Source organism: Winogradskyella tangerina (assembly GCF_003260205.1).
Taxonomy (GTDB): Bacteria; Bacteroidota; Bacteroidia; order Flavobacteriales; family Flavobacteriaceae; genus Winogradskyella; species Winogradskyella tangerina.
This window is the reverse complement of sequence record NZ_QERF01000001.1, coordinates 261,572-283,780: the sequence shown is the minus strand read 5'-3', so window position 1 is coordinate 283,780 and position 22,209 is coordinate 261,572. Positions and strand designations below refer to the sequence as shown.

The window sequence follows — 22,209 nt, the reverse complement described above, 5'->3', positions numbered from 1 at the left end:
GTCATGGGAAAGATTACAGGATTTTTAGAATTTGAGCGACAAAACGAGCAATATGTTGCGCCAAAAAAGCGCATTAAGAACTATAAAGAGTTCACTATTCCGCTTGAGGAAGAAGAACTAAAAGATCAGGGCGCGCGCTGCATGGATTGCGGAATTCCGTTTTGTCATAGTGGTTGCCCATTAGGGAATTTGATTCCTGATTTTAATGACAAAGTATACAAGGGTAAATGGAAAGAAGCCGCAGAGATTCTGCATAAAACCAATAATTTCCCAGAGTTTACAGGGCGATTATGCCCAGCGCCTTGTGAGGAAGCCTGTGTGTTAGGGATCAACGAAGATCCAGTCACTATCGAAAATATTGAGAAAAATATCGTAGAAACGGCTTTTAAAGAAGGATGGATTACACCACAACTTCCTAATGTTAGAACAGGTAAATCAGTTGCCGTCATTGGATCTGGACCTGCAGGTTTAGCCGCAGCGCAGCAATTAAATAGAGCCGGGCATACCGTAACTATTTTTGAACGCGATGCGAAGGTTGGCGGTCTATTGCGTTATGGAATTCCGGATTTCAAGATGGAAAAGCACATCATCGACCGTCGTATAAAAGTTTTGGAGGAGGAAGGCATTATATTTAAAACTAATACCCATGTTGGAGAAAACGTCGACGCCAATCAGCTAAAAGACGAATTTGATGCTATAGTTCTTTGTGGAGGTGCAACAGTAAGAAGACATATTCCAATACCTGGGGCTGAGTTAAAAGGCGTTACCCAAGCGATGGATTTTTTAAAGTTGAACAACCAATATGTAGATGGATTAGTAAATTTTGAAGATGTGATTTCAGCAAAAGATAAGCACGTAATTGTCATTGGTGGAGGCGATACCGGAAGTGATTGCATCGGGACCTCTAATCGTCATGGTGCGGCTTCAATAACAAATTTCGAAATTTTGAATAAACCCACCGAAGGTCGACCAGCGCATCAACCATGGCCATATTGGCCAATGAAACTGCGTACAAGTTCATCGCATAAGGAAGGTGTGGAGCGCTTTTTTAGTATTTCGACTAAAGAATTTTTGGGTGATGGTAATGGTAACTTGAAGGGTTTAAAAACAGTAGAAGTTGAGTGGATATTCAAAGAAGGCGAACGCCCACAGCTAAAAGAAATTGAAGGCACCGAAAAGGAGTGGAAATGTGATTTGGCACTATTAGCCTTGGGCTTCACAGGATCTGAAAAAACATTAGCCGATCAATTTGGAGTTGAAATGGATTTCAGAACAAATATCCAAGCGACCACAAAAGATTATGCCACTAACGTGCCTGGTATTTTCGCAGCAGGTGATATGCGAAGAGGACAATCCTTAATCGTCTGGGCTATTTCGGAAGGACGCCAAGCGGCACATCATGTGGATGCTTACTTAATGGGTGAATCTGATTTACCTTTGAAAGATACCAATGATCTGCCAAGAGCCTAAAAAATTACTACTAGTGTTTTGTTAATTAGGGTTAGGGCTATGAATACTAGTTGGCGAAAGAGCACCCATGAGGGTGCTTTTTTTATTTCGGAAACTTAGCTCTAATCTCTTCCAAACATAAATTCCCCATACTCCCAATATGGGTATGTTTTTTACCCAAATCTGGTTGATAGGTGTTATTCTGAACTTGATCTCCAATGTTTTGATAGGCCTCTCTGAAGCTCATACCTGCAACCACCAAATTATTGATGCTATCTACTGTAAAAAGATATTTATATTTTTCATCGTTAAGATCAATATCCTTCACAATGATCTGCTGAATGGCAAAGTTGAAAATATCAAGAATATCACTGATGTCTTCAAAAGCATTGATCATATTTTCCTTCAGTAACTGAAAATCTCTGTGATATCCACTTGGTAAATTATTTGTAATGAGAAGCATTTCAGTATGAAGCGCTTGGATTTTATTACACTTACCTCTAATCAGTTCAAATACATCAGGATTTTTCTTGTGTGGCATAATGCTACTGCCCGTTGTAAGCTCGTCTGGGAAACTGATAAATCTAAAGTTCTGACTCATATATATGCAAATGTCCATAGCAAATCGCGCCATGGTATTGGATAAAGCACCCAATGCACTAGCGATCGTTCTTTCATTTTTACCACGACTCAATTGTGCGGCAACGACATTGTACTTCAATGTTGAAAATTGGAGTTCTTCGGTGGTTATTTGTCTGTCGATAGGAAAAGAACTACCATAACCTGCGGCAGAGCCTAGAGGGTTTTGATCTACAATTTTTGAAACGGCATTTAGGAGGTGAACATCATCAATCAATAATTCCGCATAAGCTGAAAACCATAACCCAAATGACGATGGCATAGCCACTTGTAAATGCGTATATCCAGGTAGCAGCTGGTCTTTGTGGGTTTCAGCTAAGGAAAGCAGTGTTTCGAAAAAGGTATGGGCCTTAGTTTTGATTTGCTTCAAATGATCTTTGTAATAGAGATGTAAGGCCACTAAAACCTGATCATTTCTAGAACGTGCTGTATGAATCTTTTTACCCACATCACCGAGGGTTTTGGTAAGTTCGAATTCGATCTTTGAATGCACATCTTCAAAAGTGTCGTCAATAGTGAAAACGCCTTCTTCAATAGAGGTTGCAATTGAATTCAACCCCGTTTTAAGTTGAGATAACTCTTCCGAAGTAATTATGCCAATAGCTTCTAACATTACGGCATGTGCTAAAGATGCCTGTACATCGTATTTAGCAATGTGCAAATCAATTTCGCGGTCGTTTCCAACGGTAAATGCTTCTATTTTTTTATCGATCGCATAGCCTTTATCCCAGAGTTTCATAATTTGTTGTTTTTGTAGTTGCCTTAATGGCGATTTTCAAATTTTTCTGTCATTCCTGCCCAGGCAGGAATCTATTTTAATGTTTCGTCACTTCGAGTGATTCTGATTTTATCAGAATTGTATCTAGAGGTTCCTACAATACCAATTCTAATAATTTTATATAAATATCAACGCCTTCTTCAATTTCTTTAAGGTAAATAAATTCATCAGCAGTATGCGAACGCCTGCTGTCACCAGGCCCCAACTTTAAAGAGGGGCAACTTAAAGCAGCCTGATCTGACAAAGTCGGCGAACCATAGGTCGCCCTACCAAGTTCAACACCTGCTTTAACTAAATCATGATGCACTGGAATGGACGACGAATTGAGGCGCAAACTTCGTGGTGTAATACTCGAACAAGGCGATTTCTTTTCAAGAATCTTGGCAATTTCTTCGTTACTGTATTTGTCATTCACACGAACATCGATAACCAAATCAACCTCTGAAGGTACTGCATTGTGCTGCTTTCCGGCATTAATTTGCGTTACGGTCATTTTAACGTCTCCGAGAACAGGTGATTTTTTCTCAAACTTAAATTCCTGAAACCATTTAAGAACATCAACCGTATTATAAATCGCATTGTCATCGTTAGGGTGTGCAGCATGACTGGCAGTACCCTTCACCTTTGCATCAAAAACAACCAAGCCTTTTTCGGCTATCGCTAAATCCATCAAGGTTGGTTCTCCAACAATTGCCACATCAATTTTTGGAATGATCGGTAACATTGAGTTGAGTCCATTAGGACCACTGCTTTCTTCCTCGGCAGAGGCCACAATGACTAAATTGTAGCTGAGGTTTTTCTTTTTATAGAAATAAGTGAATGTTGCCAAAAGTGATACCAAACAACCACCTGCATCATTGCTGCCCAAACCGTATAACTTTCCATCTTCCACTATCGCTTTAAAAGGATCTTTAGTGTAACCATTGTTTGGTTTTACCGTATCGTGATGCGAATTTAAAAGTAAGGTTTGCTTGTTTTTATTGAAGTGTTTATTGATAGCCCAAATATTATTTTTTTCACGTTTGAAAGGGATCTTATGTGATATAAACCATTGTTCGATAAGGGACGCCGTCTCATTTTCTTCGGAAGAAAACGAAGGGGTTTCTATGAGTTGTTTTAATAACTCTATGGCTTCTGTTGTGAGTTTCTTTTTCATTTTTGAATGGTTGTAAAACTGGTATTTGATTGAAATAGCATCTCTGGTTTACCGATGCAAACTTTGCTTACTTGGTTTTCTATTGCGTGAAAACAATTAGTGAGTTTAGGAAGCATACCATCAGCTATTATTCCTTCGGATAATAAGGTTTGATACGCTTCAGAAGTTATTAATTCAATAACCGAATCGTCATCTGAAACATCTTGTAAAACGCCATTTTTTTCAAAGCAATAATAGAGTTCTGTCTCATAGGATTTTGCAAATCCAATGGCCAATTCTGAGGCTATAGTATCAGCATTGGTATTGAGTAGTTGTCCGCTCGAATTATGAGTTATGGCACAAAATACAGGTGTAATTTGTTCTTTTAAGAGTGTTTCTAGAATATTAGTATTCACGGATTTGATATCGCCAACAAACCCAAAATCGACCGTTTTAATCGGTCTTTTCTCTGAGGTTATTGTATTTCCGTCAGCACCTGAAAAACCAATGGCATTGCAATTGTGGGCTTGTAATTGAGCAACTATAGATTTGTTTATTTTACCGGCATAGACCATAGTAATGATGTCAAGGGTTTTGACATCAGTGATTCTTCGGCCTTCATGCATCTTAACTGGAACATTCATTTGAGCCGCCAATTTTGAGGCTAATTTCCCACCACCGTGCACCAACACTTTTGGGCCATCTAATTGCGCAAACTGTTTCAAAAAACTAGCTAAGGCTTTTTGGTTGTCAATTATATTCCCGCCTATTTTTATGATTTTTAAAGGTTTCATATTTTACTTTCGTCATTCAGTACGACGCTATTCATTTAAATTTTCCAATAATTTTTTCATTATGATCTGAGCCGCAAATGTTCGGTTATTAGCTTGTTCAATAACCACGGATTGATCACTATCTAAAACGGCATCTTCAACGACCACATTTCGCCTGACAGGTAAACAATGCATAAATTTTGCCTGATCTAATTTAGACTTAGTGATCATCCAATTCGGGTCTTCATTCGTCACTTTTCCATAGTCTTTATAATTACTCCAGTTTTTCACATAAACAAAATCTGCCTTTCTCAATGCTTCATTCTGATCGTAATTGATAGTGACACCTTTGGTAATTTTTGGATTAAGCTCATAGCCTTCAGGATGCGTTATTTCAAAATCAACATCTAATTGTTGTATCATTTTTACGAATGAATTGGCAACCGCGTGCGGCAGTGCTTTTGGGTGTGGCGCCCAAGATAAGACCACCTTTGGTTTTTGTTTTGATGACAATTCTGTGATGGTAATGGCATCCGCCAACGCTTGCAAAGGATGAGCGGTTGAACTCTCCATGCTAATGATCGGCACTGTCGCATAGGTTTTGAAACCATTGATGATAATTTCATACTCGTCTTTGACTTTATCGATCAGTTCAGGGAAGGCACGTACAGCGATGAGATCGGCGTATTGTGAAATGACTCTCGCAGCCTCTTTTATATGTTCTGAAGTGTTTAAATTCATTACTGTTCCGTCGTCAAACTCTAAGTTCCATGCGTTATTGATGTTCAAAACCATGGTTTTCATTCCTAAATTTTGAGCAGCTTTTTCGGTGCTTAGACGTGTTCTTAAACTCGAGTTGAAAAAGAGCATTACCAAGGTTTTGTGTTTTCCTAATGATTCAAATTGAAAAGGATTTTTCTTTAATGCGATGGCCTCCTTAATCAATATTGAAAGGTCCGGAATGTCGTTTATGGATGTGTAATTTTTCATTTTAACTAAGTTCAATTTTTAAAGCGTCGAAGAGCTGATCAATATGTTCCTTTTGAACTGTTAATGGTGGAAGAATCCTAATTAAATTCGGGTTTTTGGCACTTCCTGTAAAAATGTGATGCTTGAAGATGAGTTGCTTTCGTAATTCAGAAATAGGAAAATCGAACTCCAATCCTAACATTAATCCTCTTCCTTTTAGTGATTTTAATTTTGGTAATTCCCTGGCTTTTTCAAAAACATATTCTGAAATATAAGTCGCGTTAGTCATCAGATTTTCCTTTGCAATAACATCTAAAACCGACAATGTTGCAGCACATGCCAGGTGATTACCTCCGAAAGTAGTCCCTAGCATCCCAAATGAAGCTTCAATTGACGGATGGATCAATATTCCACCAACTGGGAATCCATTGCCCATACCTTTAGCAATTGAAATAATATCGGGTTTTAAACCATGCTTTTGAAAGGCAAAAAAATCACCTGTTCTGCCAAAACCCGACTGCACTTCATCAGCGATCAATGCGGTATTGTAGCTTTTACATAAGGCTTGCAACCCTTGATAAAAAGCAGTTGAGCTCTGATCTAATCCACCAACACCCTGAATACATTCAATGATAACCGCACACGTTTCGTTTTGTTTTAAGATAAATTCTACGGTTTCGAGATCACCTAACTCCACAAAGTCCACAATTTGCTGTGCGTTAATTGGTGCGACGATCTTTGAATTATCTGTCGCAGCAACTGCTGCTGAAGTTCTGCCATGAAATGAATTTTTGAATGCCAAAACTTTAGACTTACCATTGTGAAATGATGCCAGTTTTAGGGCATTTTCATTTGCTTCTGCCCCAGAATTACACATGAACAATTGATAATCTGTACAACCTGAAATCTTAGCTAATCTATCGGCCAATTGACTTTGTAATGGATTCTTTATGGAATTGCTATAGAATCCTAACTTTTCAACCTGGCTGGTAATTGCAGCGACATAATCTGGATGCGAATGCCCGATGGAAATCACTGCATGCCCGCCATACAGATCGAGATATTTGTTGCCTTCATTATCATAAACAAAAACATCCTCAGCCTTTATGGGCGTAACGTCGTATAATGGATATACCTCAAACAAACTCATATTTGTTCCTCTTTTATAGTGTTGATTTTTTTGAAGGAGGCGACCATCCCTTGGATTAAGGATGAACTCAATCCTTTGTGTTCCATTTCGTTTAATCCTTCTATGGTGCAACCCATTGGTGTGGTTACTTTATCGATTTCTTCTTCAGGATGGTTCCCTGTTGTGATCAATAAATTAGCAGCTCCTTCGCTGGTATACATTGCCAATTCTTGGGCTTCCTTGGCATCAAATCCTAATTGAATTGCAGCTTGTGTTGTTGCTCTGATCAATCGCATCCAAAAAGCTATTCCGCTGGCGCAAACTACTGTTGCAGCTTGCATTTGGGATTCTGGAATTGCCAACGTATGTCCAAGTCTATTGAAAATAGCCTCAGCAACTTTTATACGTTTTTTACCGTTATCATTACTACATAAACAAGTCATGGATTTACCTACAGCGATGGCTGTATTTGGCATGGCTCTGATGATAAAATTATTTGCACCAACCTGTGCTTCGATATTTGGAATAGTGAAACCTGTAATAGTTGAAATCAAAACATGGTTATCAGTGAGATATGGTTTAACGTCTTGAAGTATTTTTTCGAAATGTGCAGGTTGCACAGCAAAGATCAAAATGTCAGAGTTTTTAACGGCTTCGATATTATCTGAGGTGAGATAAACGTTGTTATAACCTTCAAATTCTTGAATGTCACTAAGATTTCTTTTAGTTAGAAATAAGGTAGTGATAGCATTGGTCGTTATGAGTCCTTTTGCTATGGACTTTCCTAGGTTTCCTGTTCCGATTATTGCAATTTTCATTTTATTTCTAGTTTTTAAAAAAAGTTTGCTTTGAGATTTAATCCTTGGGTTTCATCAAATCCAAACATGAGATTCATATTCTGAATGGCTTGCCCAGAGGCACCTTTTAATAGATTGTCTATGATGCTGGTTATTAATAATTTGTTCTTGTGTTGATGCAAATGAATAAGGCATTTGTTGGTATTCACCACTTGCTTTAAGTGAATGGATTCATCTGAAACGAACGTAAACGCCGCATCCTTATAATAGTTTTCATATAAAGACTTAGCTTTCGAAATGTTACCTTCAAAATTGGTATAAACAGTAGCGAAAATTCCTCTTGAAAAATTACCGCGATTAGGCATAAAGAAGATTTCAGAATTAAAATTGCTTTGAAGTTCTTCAACGGTCTGATTGATCTCTCCTAAATGTTGGTGTGTGAATGGTTTGTAATAAGAGAAATTATTATCCCGCCATGTAAAATGGGTTGTTTTCGATAATGATTGTCCGGCGCCTGTTGCTCCGGTGACCGCGTTTACATGAACATCATCCGTAATCAAATTTGCATGCGCTAATGGTAATAGCGCCAACTGAATAGCTGTTGCAAAACATCCTGGATTAGCAATATACTCAGCATCTTGAATATTGGTTTTCTGCAATTCCGGTAGGCCGTAAACAAAGTTTTTATCTTGAAATTGTTTATCAGCTTTCAATCTAAAGTCATTACTAAGATCGATGATTTTCGTATTTACGGAAAAGCTATTCTGTTCTAAAAATGCCTTTGAATTGCCATGTCCTAAACATAAGAACAAGACATCGACCTCTGGATTGATTTGATTTGTAAATTCTAATTCAGTATTGCCAATAAGATCTTGATGAACGTTAAACACCTTATTACCAGCATTCGAAGTACTGAAAATAAAATCGACATTCACCTGTTGGTGATTGAGCAATAATCGTATCAACTCACCCGCTGTATAGCCTGCGCCTCCTATAATTCCTGCCTTGATCATAACTCCGAGTTTACTTGTTGATAAATTCTATTTTGGTTACCATTGATCTTAATAAATCCCTTGGCTTCTTCGGCAGTCCAACCCTTGCTTTCTTCACCATAACTTCCAAATTTGGCATTCATCAAATCGTTTGAAGATGAGGCGCCATCTAACGAAAAGTGGTAAGGTTTTAAAGTAACAAACACGCTTCCAGTTACTTTAGACTGACTGTTTTCAAGAAAGGCTTCCATATCTCTCATCACAGGATCTAAATACTGACCTTCGTGCAAGTGCATGCCATAGAAACTCGATAAATAATCCTTGTGTTGTAATTGCCATTTGGTTAAAGTGTGCTTCTCAAGCAAATGATGTGCTTTGATCGTAATTAAAGCAGCTGCGGCCTCGAAACCGACACGGCCTTTGATTCCGACTATAGTATCACCAACATGAATGTCTCTTCCAATAGCGAATTTTGAAGCTAAATCATTAAGCGTCTGTATACAATTCTGGGGTTGATCGATCTTCCCATTGACTGCAACAAGTTCACCCTTATTGAAATTGAGTACGATCTTTTGTTCACTTGTTTTTTCAAGCTGCGATGGATAGGCTGAATCTGGAAGAGGTTTTTCAGATGTTAAAGTTTCATCTCCGCCGACGCTAGTGCCCCAAAGCCCTTTATTTATTGAATATTTTGCTTTGTCCCATGATAAATCGATTCCGTTCGATTTGAGATAATCAATTTCTTCTTGCCTCGTCAGTTTGTTGTCTCGTATTGGTGTAATAATTTCAATTTCTGGAGCTAAGGTTTGAAAGATCATATCGAATCGCACCTGATCATTACCTGCGCCTGTACTGCCATGTGCAATGTATTTTGCATTGATACCTTTAGCATATTGAATAATCTCAATGGCTTGTATGATTCGCTCCGCACTAACCGACAACGGATATGTATTGTTTTTAAGGACATTGCCGTAGATCAAATACTTTATTACTTTGTTGTAATAGCTAGCCACTGCATCAATGTTTTTGTAAGTTTTCACACCCATTTTATAGGCGTTGGCTTCAATAGTTTTAATTTCTTCATCTGTGAATCCACCAGTGTTTACACTTACGGCATGCACATCGTAGCCTGCCTTACTTAAGCTAACAGCACAGTATGATGTGTCTAGTCCTCCACTATAGGCGATAACTAATTTTTTCATTTTTTATCTTTTTTTAGGAACCTTGATTGTTTGATGTTTTTCAATCTGGTCCATACTTTTTTATCGTAATTATGTTTCGATGGTTTTTCTGAGTTCTGCTTCGCCGGATCGTAAAGCATTCCTGTGCACAAACACATTTTTTGTTCAGTTCGTTGCAACACATCATAGTTTTTACAGGTTTGACAGCCTTTCCAGAAAGATTGATCATCGGTAAGCTCAGAGAAGGTGACAGGTTTGTAGCCTAGCTCACTGTTCATTTTCATCACGGCTAAACCTGTAGTTATACTGAATACTTTCGAGTTTGGAAACTTGGTTCTGGAGTGTTCAAAAATGACCTTCTTAATTTTCTTGGCTAGTCCTTGATTTCTAAAATCAGGATGAACAATCAATCCTGAATTCGCTACAAACTTCCCATGACTCCAGGCTTCGATATAGCAAAAGCCTGCAAATTTTTCACCTTCAAGAGCAATAACAGCGTTGCCATTTTCCATTTTGGAAATGATGTATTCAGGTTGGCGCTTTGCAATCCCTGTCCCTCTAACTTGTGCGGCGTCTTCAATGGTTTTACAAATAATATCTGCGTAAACCGTATGTGATTTATCAGCAATAACAATTTTCATTGTAATTGTGTTTTTAATTTAAAATGTGTTTGAATTTATTTTGAAAACGGAACCGGACTCACCTAAGTTCCTAAAATAGAAGTATACCCTTACGGGCGACGAAAAGCGGGACGTAACCTTCTGCGGTTATTAATGGTAACAACAGTCGTTAAAATTAGTATGAAGGTTAAAGCGATCAAAATGCTTGTTTCGTTTAAATGTTGGTATAAATGTAGAAATATATTTTTAACTGACTACCTTTTAATGAGTTAATTGAAAATAATTATGATATTCATAAAATAACTTTCGCTATTTTATGAATATCTAAACGTTTTGCTATAAAATATAGTCGGTGCTTACAAAGTTTGATGCCTTCGAATCGAGTAAGTCCTTTAAAATGGCATTGTTATAAGCATTGTCTTTGGATGCGACGAAAGTTCTAATGGAGAATGATCGCAAAGCATCATGTACACTCAAGGTAGCTACTGCTGAATCTTTTCGACCTGTAAATGGATAAACATCTGGGCCACGTTGACAAGAGCTATTAAGGTTTACACGACAAACCAAATTCACAAGTGTATCGATCAATGGCGCTAATGTATTAGTATCTTTTCCGAAGAGACTTACCTGTTGACCGTAGTTAGATTCGGCCATGTCATCTAGAGGTTGTTCAATATCTGTAAACGATATCACCGGAATTACCGGCCCAAATTGCTCTTCTTCATAAACGCGCATATCCTTGGTAACCGGATAAAGTACAGCAGGAAAAATATAGTTATCTGTCGTTTCACCACCTTTAGCATTAATAATCTGAGCTCCCTTAGCTTTAGCATCATCGATCAATTCTTGAATGTAAGCTGGTTTATCTGGTTCTGGTAATGGTGTAAGTTTTGCACCATCTTCCCATGGATTACCAAACTTTAAGGCATCGACAGCCTCAGAGAAACGCTTGTTGAATTCTTCAACAATATCCTCATGAACATAAATAACTTTCAAGGCTGTGCAACGCTGTCCGTTAAACGAGGTAGTTCCAGCGATGCACTCACTGATGGCGAGATCGAGATCAGCATCTTTCAAAACAATAGCTGGATTTTTAGCTTCTAGCCCAAGTACCATTCTTAGACGGTTACTTTTTGGATGTTGTTCCTGCAGGGCGTTTGCGGATTTACTGTTGCCAATAAGAGCTAATACGTCTACACGTCCATCTTGCATAATCGGCGTGGCCACGGTTCTACCACGACCATAAATAATATTTACAACACCTTTAGGGAAGCTGTTTTGAAAAGCTTCAAGCAATGGCGAAAGCAATAAAACTCCAAATTTGGCTGGTTTAAAAATGGTAGTATTCCCCATCATTAGCGCCGGAATGAGTAGTGCAAAGGTTTCATTTAATGGATAATTATACGGCCCTAAGCACAGTACAACTCCAAGTGGACCACGTCTAATATGTGCATGAACACCACTATCTTTATGAAACTTAGCGCTATTGCGATCGAGTTGTTTGTAATCTTCTATGGTGTCGTAGATATAATCTACAGTTCGATCAAATTCCTTCTGTGAGTCGGCTAGGTTCTTTCCTATCTCCCACATAAGTAATTTTACGACTTCTTCGCGCTTGGTTTTCATCTGTTCTACAAAGGTTTCCATGCATGCCACGCGATCTGCAACCTTCATTGTCGGCCAAAGCCCTTGACCTTTATCATAAGCATTATAGGCTGCATCGAGTGCTAGTAGTGCTTCTTTTTCAGTTAAGGTTGGAATGGTACCTAGTAAGGTTGGTTGGTATTCTTCTGTTGAAGAAATTGTAGAATAGACTTCTGAAGTTACACCATCCCATTCAATCAATTCGCCATCGAGCAAATAGGTGGATTGGTGTGTCAATTCTTTAATTTGAAACTGTGGAGGGATTGGATTAGAGGTCATAATGAATATTTTAATTGAGTAATTGTTGCTTTAATTGCTCGTAATTTGATATTAAAATGCGTTTCTTTTCAAGATGTAAAATCGCTTCAATTTGAGGTGGAATAGACATTTCGTCTGCAATAGCCTTCGGCATTACAGGCAAAAACTTAATGGGATGTGCCGTTTCTAAAAACACACCTTGAGCAATTTTTTTGTTAAGATAATCCTTTAATGCCATATAACCTATAGCACCATGAGGATCAGCCACATAGTTGTATTTCTCCTTCAAATGATTAATAGCATCTAAGGTTTCAGAATCTGAATAGCTATACCCCGATAAATTAGCTTTCAGTTTTTCAAAACTATGATGGTGCAATTCTTCAATTCGGATAAAGTTACTCGGCGCGCCAACATCCATTGCATTTGAAATTGTTTGAACAGAAGACTTTGTAGTATAATTACCGGTTTCTAAATATTCAGGAACCACCGCATTGGCATTGGTCCCGGTGATAAAATGCTCAATGGGCAACCCAAGTTTTTGGGCCATCATACCAGCACAAATATTTCCGTAATTACCACTCGGTACTGAAAAGACTAACTTTTCATTTTTGTGTTTCAAGACTTTGTAGGCAAAAAAGTAATAGAACATTTGTGGCAACCATCGGGCTATATTGATAGAATTAGCCGATGTTAAGCTGCGTTTTCCTTTAAAATCTTCATCTAAAAAAGCACGCTTAACCATATCTTGGCAATCATCAAAAACGCCTTCAACTTCAAAGGCTGTAATGTTTTGACCTAGCGTTGTTAATTGTCTTTCCTGAATATCGCTAACCTTGCCACTTGGATACAGAATTACGACTTCAACACCGTCAACGCCTAAAAATCCACTGGCAACAGCACCACCTGTATCACCAGAGGTTGCTACTAAAACCGTAACATCTTGTTTGGTGTTATTTTGTTTATTGAAATATCCGAGACATCGTGCCATAAATCGAGCACCAACATCTTTGAAGGCCATTGTAGGTCCGTGATATAACTCTAAAGAGGCAATGTTATCATCAATTTCTACTACTGGAAAATCGAAGTTTAGAACATCGGTCAATATCGCTTTTAGATCAGTTTCTGGGATTTCATCACCGACAAATTGCTTGATGGCTTCATAAGCTATGCTAACATTATCTAAAGATTCAATATCATTAAAAAATGAATCTGGCAGTTTATTGATTTCTTTTGGGAAATATAAACCTTTATCTGGCGCAAGCCCTCTTACAACAGCTTCCTGAAAGGATACGTCTGGGGCGTTATGGTTCAAACTGAAATACTTCATAATTCTCTTGCTCCAGATTTACTGATGTTTGAAACATAGATGGCATAATCAATGCCTGTATTTTCATAAACTCCATTCATTGCTTCAGCAACTTGTTTGGCAGCAAACATGCCTTTGCTCAATGCAAATATTGATGGTCCAGATCCTGAAATTCCTACTCCTAAAGCACCTGCATTTGTTGCAGCTGTTTTCACTTTATCAAAATGTGGAATTAATTTTTTTCGTGTTGGTTCGGCGACATAATCATGAAGCGAACGACCAATCAATTCAAAATCAGAAGCATGCAGTCCACTGATCAATCCTCCAACATTAGCCCACTGTGCTATGGCAGTTTTTACGGGGATATCTTGGGGTACAACTTTACGAGCATCTTCAGTTTTGATCTCTATCTGAGGATGAATTACTGTTGCTACCAATTCTGAAGGTGTGGGAATTGAGACTATATCCAGTGGGTCATAACTTCGAACGAGAACAAATCCGCCATAAATACAAGCAGCCACATTATCGGCTATAGCCGAGCCACAAGCAGCAACTTCACCTTGCATTGCAAATTTGGTCAGTTGAAGATGGTCATATTTCAGGTCTAAAAGCTGATTCACGGCATAGGCTGTTCCGGCTGCACTTGCTGCGCTACTTCCTAATCCGCTTCCTGGTTTGAAATTTTTACGGATTTTGATATCCAGGCCAAATTCTGAATTGCTCTCCTTTAGCATTAATTGTGCTACTACACCAACAACATTTTTGTCTGCATCATAAGGCAGATCGGCACCCTGAATATCAATAATTCTAACCTCTTGATCGCTCGTTTTCGTAAAAACCATCTCGTCACCAAGTTCGCTTAAGGCAAAACCCATGGCGTCATAACCACAAGAAACATTGGCAACAGTTGCAGGTGCAAATACTTTGATCTGGTTCATACGTTAGTTTTTTCCTAAGGTAATAATATCTGCGAACAAACCTGAAGCTGTTACTTCAGCACCCGCGCCCGCACCTTTTATGATCAAAGGTTGTTCGGGGTAACGGTTAGTGTAGAATAATACGATATTATCTTTTCCTTTCAGATTGTAAAATGGATGATCCTTGTCAACTTCCTTCAATCCAACTTTAGCCTTACCATTGTTAAACTCTGCAACATATTTTAGTTGGGCATCATTCTCTTGTGCTGATGCATATAACTTTTCAAAATGTGAAGCCTCCGTTTTTAGGGTCTCGTAGAAATCGGAAACAGAGTCAGCATTTAAGCTTGTCTCAGGTAAGAATGAATTATTCTCAATGTCATCGAGATCTAATTGGAATCCGCCTTCTCTAGCAAGAATTAAGATTTTTCGAGCCACGTCAACACCACTTAGGTCAATTCTTGGATCAGGTTCGGTATAACCTTCCTCTTGAGCTTGTTTTACAATATCATGGAAACTGTTTTCTTCATCGAAATGATTAAATATGAAATTTAAACTACCTGAAAGTACCGCTTGAATTGAAACAACTTCATCACCTGAATCGATGAGGTTATTTAAGGTGCTGATCACTGGTAAACCTGCTCCGACGTTAGTTTCGAATAGGAAAGAAGCACCATATTTTCTAGATAGTACTTTTAGTGATCTATACGAATCGTATGAGGATGAACAGGCTATTTTATTGCAGGCAATTACGGAGATACTTTGCTTAAAATAATCAGTGTAAGTTGCAGCTACTTCTTCATTCGCAGTGATGTCAATAAAAATACTGTTACTTAAATTGAGTGATTTTACAGTTTCAAAAAATGATTGGTGTGTTCTTTTTGTTCCTGCTTCAATTTGCGATTTCCAATCTTTCAGGTCAATGCCGTTTGTATCGAAAACCATTTTTCTAGAATTGCTAATAGCCACAACTCTAATATTCAGAAGGAGATGATCTCTAAGATACTCTTGTTGTTTTTTAATTTGCTCGAGCAAGATGCCGCCCACGTTACCAATTCCAACAACAAAAAGATTGAGGGTTTTTATTTGTTTTTCAAAGAATACATTATGTAGCGAAACTAAGGCCTTTTTAATATCCTTATGTGCAATGACTGCCGAGATATTTCGCTCTGACGCGCCTTGAGCTATAGCTCTAACATTCACATTATTCTGTCCTAGAGCTCTAAACATGCGTCCACTAATACCTTGGTGATTTTTCATATTATCACCGACGACGGCAACAATTGCAAGATCAGTTTCTACCAGTAGGGGCTTAATTTTCTTTAATGAAATTTCATAAGCAAACTCTTCATCAACCACTTTTTTCGCCTTCTTGGCATCATCACTAAAAACACCAACACAAATTGAGTGCTCAGATGAGGCTTGAGTAATTAAAACAACATTGATCTGATTGACTGACAATACTGAAAACAGTCGTTTCGAAAACCCAGGAACACCAACCATACCATTACCTTCAAGCGTTAGCAGGGCAATATTTTCAACATGGCTAATGCCTTTCACAGGACCATTAATATTTTTTGGATCTTTCGAAATTAATGTGCCTTCTGCATCTGGTTCAAATGTGTTTTTGATTAATATCGGAATGCGCTTTTGAAGCGTTGGCTGCACCGTTGGTGGATATAAGACTTTAGCGCCAAAATGAGATAACTCCATGGCTTCCTGATAGGATATTTCTTCAATTGGAAATGCTTGTCTGACCAATTTCGGGTTAGCCGTAAACATACCGCTGACGTCTGTCCAAATTTCTAAAACTGAACCATCAACAGCGGCTGCTATTAATGCAGCTGTATAATCCGATCCGCCGCGACCAAGCGTCGTTGTATTATTAGTTTCACTTTTTGAAACAAATCCCGGCAGAATGGTAATTCTGTTTTTCGATGTGTCGAAATATTCCTTAATATTTTTATAAGTGATATCTTTTTTAACGTTAGCCTGTGTATGGTTCGAATCGGTTATGATCAATGTACGGCTATCCTTCAGGTCTGAAGATTCTTCTTGTTCTTTTAAAGCTTCGGAAATGATATAAGAAGATAAAAGTTCGCCATAACTTAGAATCTTGTCCTTTGTTTTATCTGAAAATTCATTGATGAGGTAAATCCCTTGAAGCAGATCATATAAAGCCTTGAGCTGGTCTTTTACCTTTAAATTTACGATCTCACTTTTCTTCTTTGGAAGTAATTGCTTCACCGTCTTAAGATGACGATCCTTAATTCCTTCAAAGGTGTCTACATAGCTAAGGTCTTTATGAGTAGCTTGTTCTCCCGCTTTTAATAACTCATCCGTTATGCCACCAAAAGCCGAGACCACCACGGCGATCGTTTCATTTTTCGCTTCGGTTTTTGCGATATTAATTACCTTATTTATATTCTCGGCATTGGCAACTGATGTGCCGCCAAACTTAAGTACTTTCACTTAACTTATTTTTTAGCAATTATATTAAAAATTGGAACAAATCGGGCTTATCATTGAGGTAATCTCCAAAAAAGTTATGAAGCTTCATTTTCGTGATAAGTGGTTGTAAATCATCGGGTGATTTTAATTGCAGTCCAACGACGGCAACATCGTTTTCACGATTTACTTTTTTAGTGTATTCAAAATGGGTAATGTCATCCTCAGGACCTAAAATGGTCGTTACAAATTCGCGCAACGCACCAGCGCGCTGTGGGAATTTGATAATAAAATAATGCTTCAGTTTTGCATACAATAACGCTCGCTCTTTGATTTCTGCAGTACGGGTAATATCGTTGTTACTTCCGCTGATCACACAAACCACATTTTTACCTTTGATGACTTCGCTAAATTGTTCCAACGCGGATAAACTCAACGCACCTGCAGGTTCAATCACTATAGCATCTTTGTTATAAAGGTCTAAAATGGTCTGACAAATTTTTCCCTCATCTACCACAACAACCTCATTCAGAGTAGATTTACAAATTGCGAAATTAAGCTCCCCAACACGTTTCACTGCGGCACCATCTACAAAATTCTCGATTGTGTTGAGCGTTGTATTCCTGTCATTCTGAATAGAGGTTAACATGGAAGGCGCCCCTTTTGGCTCCACACCTATAATTTTGGTTTTAGGTGAAAGCATTTGGAAAACGCTCGATAAACCTGCTGAAAGTCCACCGCCACCAACAGGAACAAAAACGTAATCGATGCGTTCTTCCTTAGCCTGATTGAATATTTCTAGTCCAACTGTAGCTTGTCCTTCAATAACCTTTTCATCATTAAAGGGATGAATAAAGGTTTTATTGAGGCGTTCGCATTGTTCCATGGCCGCAGCATAGGCGTCATCAAAAGTATCACCGACTAAAACCACATCAATATAATCTTCACCAAACATTTTAACCTGATCGATTTTTTGCTTCGGTGTGGGCGAAGGCATAAAAATTGTCCCCTTTATTTTCAAGAGTTTACAAGACATAGCTACACCTTGCGCATGATTGCCTGCACTAGCACAAACAATTTCATTTTCAATTTGTGAAGGACTCAAAGATGAAATTTTATTGTAAGCACCTCGTATTTTATAAGAACGCACCACCTGCAAATCCTCTCTTTTAAAGAAGATATTAGCGCCAAAGTGCTTAGAATAGCGATCGTTTTTTACCAAGGGTGTCACCGATGCAATACCCTGAAGTTTTTCGGCCGCAAATTGAACAGCTTCAAGCGTAGGTTTATATGTAGTAGTTGTATGGTCCATTAGGATGAATTCTCAACTGAATTCTCATTGTTAATTATTATACTAATACCGAATCTTGAACTGCCGCCGTTTTTATTGTTTTCATTGCAGTCATTGCTGCTCTTAAACGTTCTCCAACGGCTTCGATCGGATGATTTCTTATAGCGTCATTGACAGCAATAAGTTCAATATTGTCAACTCCGTTAGAAGTGGCATAAGGTTTTCCGATTACTGTAGTATCAATGGTCTTCATGAAATCTTCCAACAATGGCTTACATGCATGGTCGAATAAATAGCAACCATACTCAGCAGTATCAGAGATCACACGATTCATTTCAAATAATTTCTTCCTTGCAATGGTGTTAGCGATTAGAGGTAATTCATGTAAAGACTCGTAGTATGCTGAATCTTCGATGATACCTGCACTTACCATAGTTTCAAAGGCCAATTCAACACCAGATTTTACAAATGCAACTAAAAGCACACCATGGTCGAAGTACTCTTGCTCACTGATATGATCTGTAGTTAACGTCGTTTTTTCAAAGGCCGTTTCACCAGTTGCGGCTCTCCAGGTTAAAAGGTTGACATCGTCATTCGCCCAGTCTTCCATCATCGTCTTTGAGAAGTGCCCTGAGATGATATCATCCATATGTTTTTCAAATAATGGACGCATAATGTCTTTCAATTCTTCTGATAATTCGAAAGCTTTGATTTTTGCCGGATTTGATAAACGATCCATCATGTTGGTAATTCCACCGTGCTTTAAAGCTTCAGTAATAGTTTCCCAACCGAACTGGATTAATTTCGCTGCGTAACCTGGCTCAATACCTTCTTCAACCATTTTGTCAAAAGACAGAATTGCACCCGTTTGCAATAACCCACATAATATGGTTTGCTCACCCATCAAATCACTTTTTACTTCAGCAATAAATGAAGACTCTAACACTCCGGCTCTATGACCACCTGTGGCAACGGCGTAAGCTTTTGCTTGCGCCCAACCCTTTCCTTCTGGATCGTTTTCTGGGTGAACCGCTGTTAAAGTCGGAACACCAAATCCACGCTTATATTCTTCGCGCACTTCAGTACCAGGACATTTTGGTGCCACCATAATGACTGTAAGATCTTCACGAATCTTCATGCCTTCTTCAACGATGTTGAAGCCATGGGAATAGCTTAAAGTTGCCCCTTGTTTCATTAAAGGCATTACCGCCTTGACAACATTGGTGTGTTGTTTATCTGGAGTAAGGTTTAATACCAAATCTGCCTCTGGAATTAACTCATCGTAGGTACCAACTGTAAAACCATTAGACGTTGCATTTTTATAAGATGCTCTTTGTTCGTCTATGGCTTGTTGGCGTAATGCATAAGAAATGTCTAAACCAGAATCTCTCATATTTAATCCCTGATTAAGGCCTTGAGCACCGCAACCAACGATTACAATTTTCTTTCCTAATAATGCCTTTACACCATCTTCAAATTCTGAAGCTTCCATAAAACGGCATTTTCCTAATTGCTCTAACTGTTCTCTTAATGATAATGTGTTGAAATAATTTGACATTGTCTTTAATTTTTAATGTTGAAATGCTTCAAGCATTTGTGATATTTTCATTTCGTTTTTTGTAACTGCAATACGACCCGAACGTACAAATTGCATAATACCAAAGGCACTGAGTTCGCGATGTAAGAGATCGATCTCTTGTTTTCTTCCTGATTTTTCAAGAACGAAAAATTCCTTGTTCACCGTAACGATTCTTGCGTTACTTTCTTTGATTATATTTTGAATCTGACGTTCTTCGAATAATAAATCAGATTTAATTTTGAAAATGGCTGAAATTTGATAAATGGTTTCCTCATCCGTATGATAGTAGGCCTTGATCACTTCAACCTGACGTTCAAGCTGTCCGATGATCTTCTTCATCTGATCTTCTGTAATATCAACTACAAGTGTAAATCTTGAAACGCCTTCAATTTCTGATCTGGACGTATTCAGACTTTCAATATTGATATGTCTACGTTGGAAAATCGCAGAAATTCTATTCAATAAACCGATATTATTTTCGGTATAAATTGAAACCGTAAAATGTTTGATTTCTTTGTCCATAATTACTCTAATCTTATATCTGAAACCGAGGCACCTGAAGGTATCATCGGGAATACATTATCTTCTTTTTCTACACATACTTCTAGGAAGTAAGGTTCTTTACTTGCTATCATTTCTTCTACTGCGCTGGGGAGTTCCTCGCGTTTGGTTACACGTTTTGCATTCAGATAGTACCCTTTGGCGATGGCTACAAAATCTGGATTGGTCATCTCGGTAGAAGCATAGCGCTTGTCAAAAAATAACTGCTGCCATTGTCTAACCATACCTAAGAAATCATTGTTGAGTACTACCACTTTTACAGCGGCCCTTTGCTGGCAAATAGTTCCTAATTCTTGAATGGTCATTTGATAACCGCCATCACCACAAATAGAGATAACTTCGCGTTCTGGTGCAGCCATTTTTGCTCCGATTGCCGCTGGCAACCCGAAGCCCATTGTACCTAATCCACCAGAGGTAATGTTACTTTTTGTTGTATTGAATTCGGCATAGCGGCATGCGATCATTTGATGCTGACCAACATCGCTTACTATTGCAGCTTCACCTTTGGTTTGTTTGTTGATCTCTTTTAAAACTTCACCCATTGTAAGACCTTCTTTTGTTGGGTGTAAGTCATTTTTGATGACCTTTTCAAATTCTATTTCATATAAGTCTTTGAACTTATGATGCCATTCATGATGTGAATTTGCATTCAATAATGGCAAGAGGTCTTTCAAACTTTGTTTGGCGTCACCTAAAACTGCAACATCTGTTTTGACGTTTTTATCAACTTCAGCCGGATCAATTTCAAAATGAATCACTTTCGCCTGCTTAGCGTAGGTTGCCAGATTCCCAGTTACACGATCATCGAATCGCATTCCGATAGCGATTAAAACATCACATTCATTGGTTAATACATTTGGCGCATAGTTGCCATGCATACCTACCATTCCTACGTTTAAAGGATGAGATGTAGGAATTGCAGAAGCACCTAATATGGTCCATGCAGAAGGAATTCCTGCCTTTTCAATAACGGCTTTAAATTCTTCCTCAGCTTTTCCGAGGATAACGCCTTGTCCCCAAACAACAAGAGGTTTCTTAGCGTTATTAATAAGTCCCGCAGCCTGTTCGAGAGATGATCTATCGGTTTCTGGTATAGGCTTATAACTTCTGATGCCCTTGCACTTTTCGTATTTATAATCGAATTCCTCGAACTGTGCATCTTTAGTGATATCGATTAGTACTGGTCCTGGCCTTCCGCTTTTGGCAATGTAAAAGGCTTTTGCTATAACCTCCGGAATTTCAGATGCTTTAGTAATTTGATGATTCCACTTTGTTATGGGTGTTGAAATACCTACGATATCAGTTTCTTGAAAGGCATCGCTTCCTAAGAGATTTGAAGGTACCTGCCCAGTGATGCAAACCATAGGTGTGGAGTCGATCTGCGCATCGGCAATACCAGTAATGAGGTTTGTTGCTCCTGGTCCTGATGTCGCGATGGCCACACCAACTTCTCCAGAAATCCTCGCATAGCCTTGAGCCGCATGAGTTGCGCCTTGCTCATGTCTGGTAAGTACGTGATGGATCTTGTCCTGATATTTATAAAGCTCATCATAAACCGGCATGATGGCGCCACCAGGATAACCATAAAGCACTTTAACGCCTTCTTCAAGGAGACATCTTACGATGGCCTCACTTCCTGAAATGCGTTCAGTCGTTGCTTTACTTTCAATTTGATTTTGTAAGGTTTGAGTTTCTTTCATCTCATTTATATTTCGAGATCCATTGCAAGCTCAGGATTTCTAT

18 protein-coding genes are annotated in these 22,209 nt (G+C 38.5%); 1 reads left to right on the top strand and 17 read right to left on the bottom strand.

Annotation, left to right across the window (positions count from 1 at the left end):
* Positions 1 to 3: 3 nt before the first annotated feature.
* Positions 4 to 1,470, top strand: coding sequence for a glutamate synthase subunit beta (locus DDY94_RS01290; protein WP_111682213.1), 1,467 nt, complete (start codon positions 4 to 6; stop codon positions 1,468 to 1,470).
* Between the two features lie 82 nt (positions 1,471 to 1,552).
* On the opposite strand, the gene argH is transcribed toward DDY94_RS01290, so the two are convergent.
* The 17 genes from argH to ilvB all read right to left on the bottom strand — a co-directional run bounded on the left by argH (position 1,553) and on the right by ilvB (position 22,166).
* Positions 1,553 to 2,827, bottom strand: a complete 1,275-nt coding sequence (gene argH, locus DDY94_RS01285) for an argininosuccinate lyase (RefSeq protein ID WP_111682212.1) — start codon at positions 2,825 to 2,827, stop codon at positions 1,553 to 1,555.
* Positions 2,828 to 2,960: 133 nt separating this feature from the next.
* The gene (locus tag DDY94_RS01280; RefSeq protein WP_111682211.1) at positions 2,961 to 4,022 is read right to left on the bottom strand and encodes a M20 family metallo-hydrolase; all 1,062 of its coding nucleotides are present in this window, start codon (positions 4,020 to 4,022) and stop codon (positions 2,961 to 2,963) included.
* On the bottom strand, positions 4,019 to 4,795 hold the full coding sequence (gene argB, locus DDY94_RS01275; RefSeq protein WP_111682210.1) for an acetylglutamate kinase: 777 nt from the start codon (positions 4,793 to 4,795) through the stop codon (positions 4,019 to 4,021). Before argB ends, DDY94_RS01280 begins: the two co-directional genes overlap by 4 nt.
* Before the next feature lie 27 nt (positions 4,796 to 4,822).
* Positions 4,823 to 5,764: an N-acetylornithine carbamoyltransferase gene (locus DDY94_RS01270; RefSeq protein ID WP_111682209.1), complete on the bottom strand. Its 942-nt coding sequence runs from the start codon at positions 5,762 to 5,764 to the stop codon at positions 4,823 to 4,825.
* Position 5,765: 1 nt separating this feature from the next.
* On the bottom strand, positions 5,766 to 6,893 hold the full coding sequence (locus DDY94_RS01265; RefSeq protein ID WP_111682208.1) for an aspartate aminotransferase family protein: 1,128 nt from the start codon (positions 6,891 to 6,893) through the stop codon (positions 5,766 to 5,768).
* The gene (proC, locus tag DDY94_RS01260; RefSeq protein WP_111682207.1) at positions 6,890 to 7,690 is read right to left on the bottom strand and encodes a pyrroline-5-carboxylate reductase; all 801 of its coding nucleotides are present in this window, start codon (positions 7,688 to 7,690) and stop codon (positions 6,890 to 6,892) included. The genes DDY94_RS01265 and proC overlap by 4 nt, the downstream gene beginning before the upstream one ends.
* A gap of 14 nt (positions 7,691 to 7,704) precedes the next feature.
* Positions 7,705 to 8,682, bottom strand: coding sequence for an N-acetyl-gamma-glutamyl-phosphate reductase (argC, locus tag DDY94_RS01255; protein WP_111682206.1), 978 nt, complete (start codon positions 8,680 to 8,682; stop codon positions 7,705 to 7,707).
* The gene (locus DDY94_RS01250; protein WP_111682205.1) at positions 8,679 to 9,863 is read right to left on the bottom strand and encodes an argininosuccinate synthase; all 1,185 of its coding nucleotides are present in this window, start codon (positions 9,861 to 9,863) and stop codon (positions 8,679 to 8,681) included. Before DDY94_RS01250 ends, argC begins: the two co-directional genes overlap by 4 nt.
* On the bottom strand, positions 9,860 to 10,483 hold the full coding sequence (locus DDY94_RS01245) for a GNAT family N-acetyltransferase (RefSeq protein ID WP_111682204.1): 624 nt from the start codon (positions 10,481 to 10,483) through the stop codon (positions 9,860 to 9,862). Before DDY94_RS01245 ends, DDY94_RS01250 begins: the two co-directional genes overlap by 4 nt.
* A 315-nt stretch (positions 10,484 to 10,798) precedes the next feature.
* Complete coding sequence (locus DDY94_RS01240) at positions 10,799 to 12,385, bottom strand: NADP-dependent glyceraldehyde-3-phosphate dehydrogenase (protein ID WP_111682203.1); 1,587 nt, start codon at positions 12,383 to 12,385, stop codon at positions 10,799 to 10,801.
* Positions 12,386 to 12,395: 10 nt separating this feature from the next.
* Positions 12,396 to 13,691, bottom strand: a complete 1,296-nt coding sequence (thrC, locus tag DDY94_RS01235) for a threonine synthase (protein WP_111682202.1) — start codon at positions 13,689 to 13,691, stop codon at positions 12,396 to 12,398.
* Positions 13,688 to 14,608, bottom strand: a complete 921-nt coding sequence (locus tag DDY94_RS01230) for a homoserine kinase (RefSeq protein ID WP_111682201.1) — start codon at positions 14,606 to 14,608, stop codon at positions 13,688 to 13,690. The genes thrC and DDY94_RS01230 overlap by 4 nt, the downstream gene beginning before the upstream one ends.
* Positions 14,609 to 14,611: 3 nt before the next feature.
* Positions 14,612 to 17,059: a bifunctional aspartate kinase/homoserine dehydrogenase I gene (thrA, locus tag DDY94_RS01225; RefSeq protein WP_111682200.1), complete on the bottom strand. Its 2,448-nt coding sequence runs from the start codon at positions 17,057 to 17,059 to the stop codon at positions 14,612 to 14,614.
* Between the two features lie 19 nt (positions 17,060 to 17,078).
* Positions 17,079 to 18,347, bottom strand: coding sequence for a threonine ammonia-lyase (gene ilvA / locus DDY94_RS01220; protein ID WP_111682199.1), 1,269 nt, complete (start codon positions 18,345 to 18,347; stop codon positions 17,079 to 17,081).
* Positions 18,348 to 18,384: 37 nt separating this feature from the next.
* Positions 18,385 to 19,884 (bottom strand): ketol-acid reductoisomerase, encoded by a 1,500-nt coding sequence (gene ilvC / locus DDY94_RS01215; RefSeq protein ID WP_111682198.1) that lies wholly within the window; start codon positions 19,882 to 19,884, stop codon positions 18,385 to 18,387.
* Between the two features lie 12 nt (positions 19,885 to 19,896).
* Positions 19,897 to 20,427, bottom strand: a complete 531-nt coding sequence (ilvN, locus tag DDY94_RS01210) for an acetolactate synthase small subunit (RefSeq protein WP_111682197.1) — start codon at positions 20,425 to 20,427, stop codon at positions 19,897 to 19,899.
* A 2-nt stretch (positions 20,428 to 20,429) separates the two neighbouring features.
* A complete protein-coding gene (gene ilvB, locus DDY94_RS01205; protein WP_111682196.1) occupies positions 20,430 to 22,166 on the bottom strand; it encodes a biosynthetic-type acetolactate synthase large subunit in 1,737 nt (578 codons plus the stop codon).
* Positions 22,167 to 22,209 lie beyond the last annotated feature (43 nt).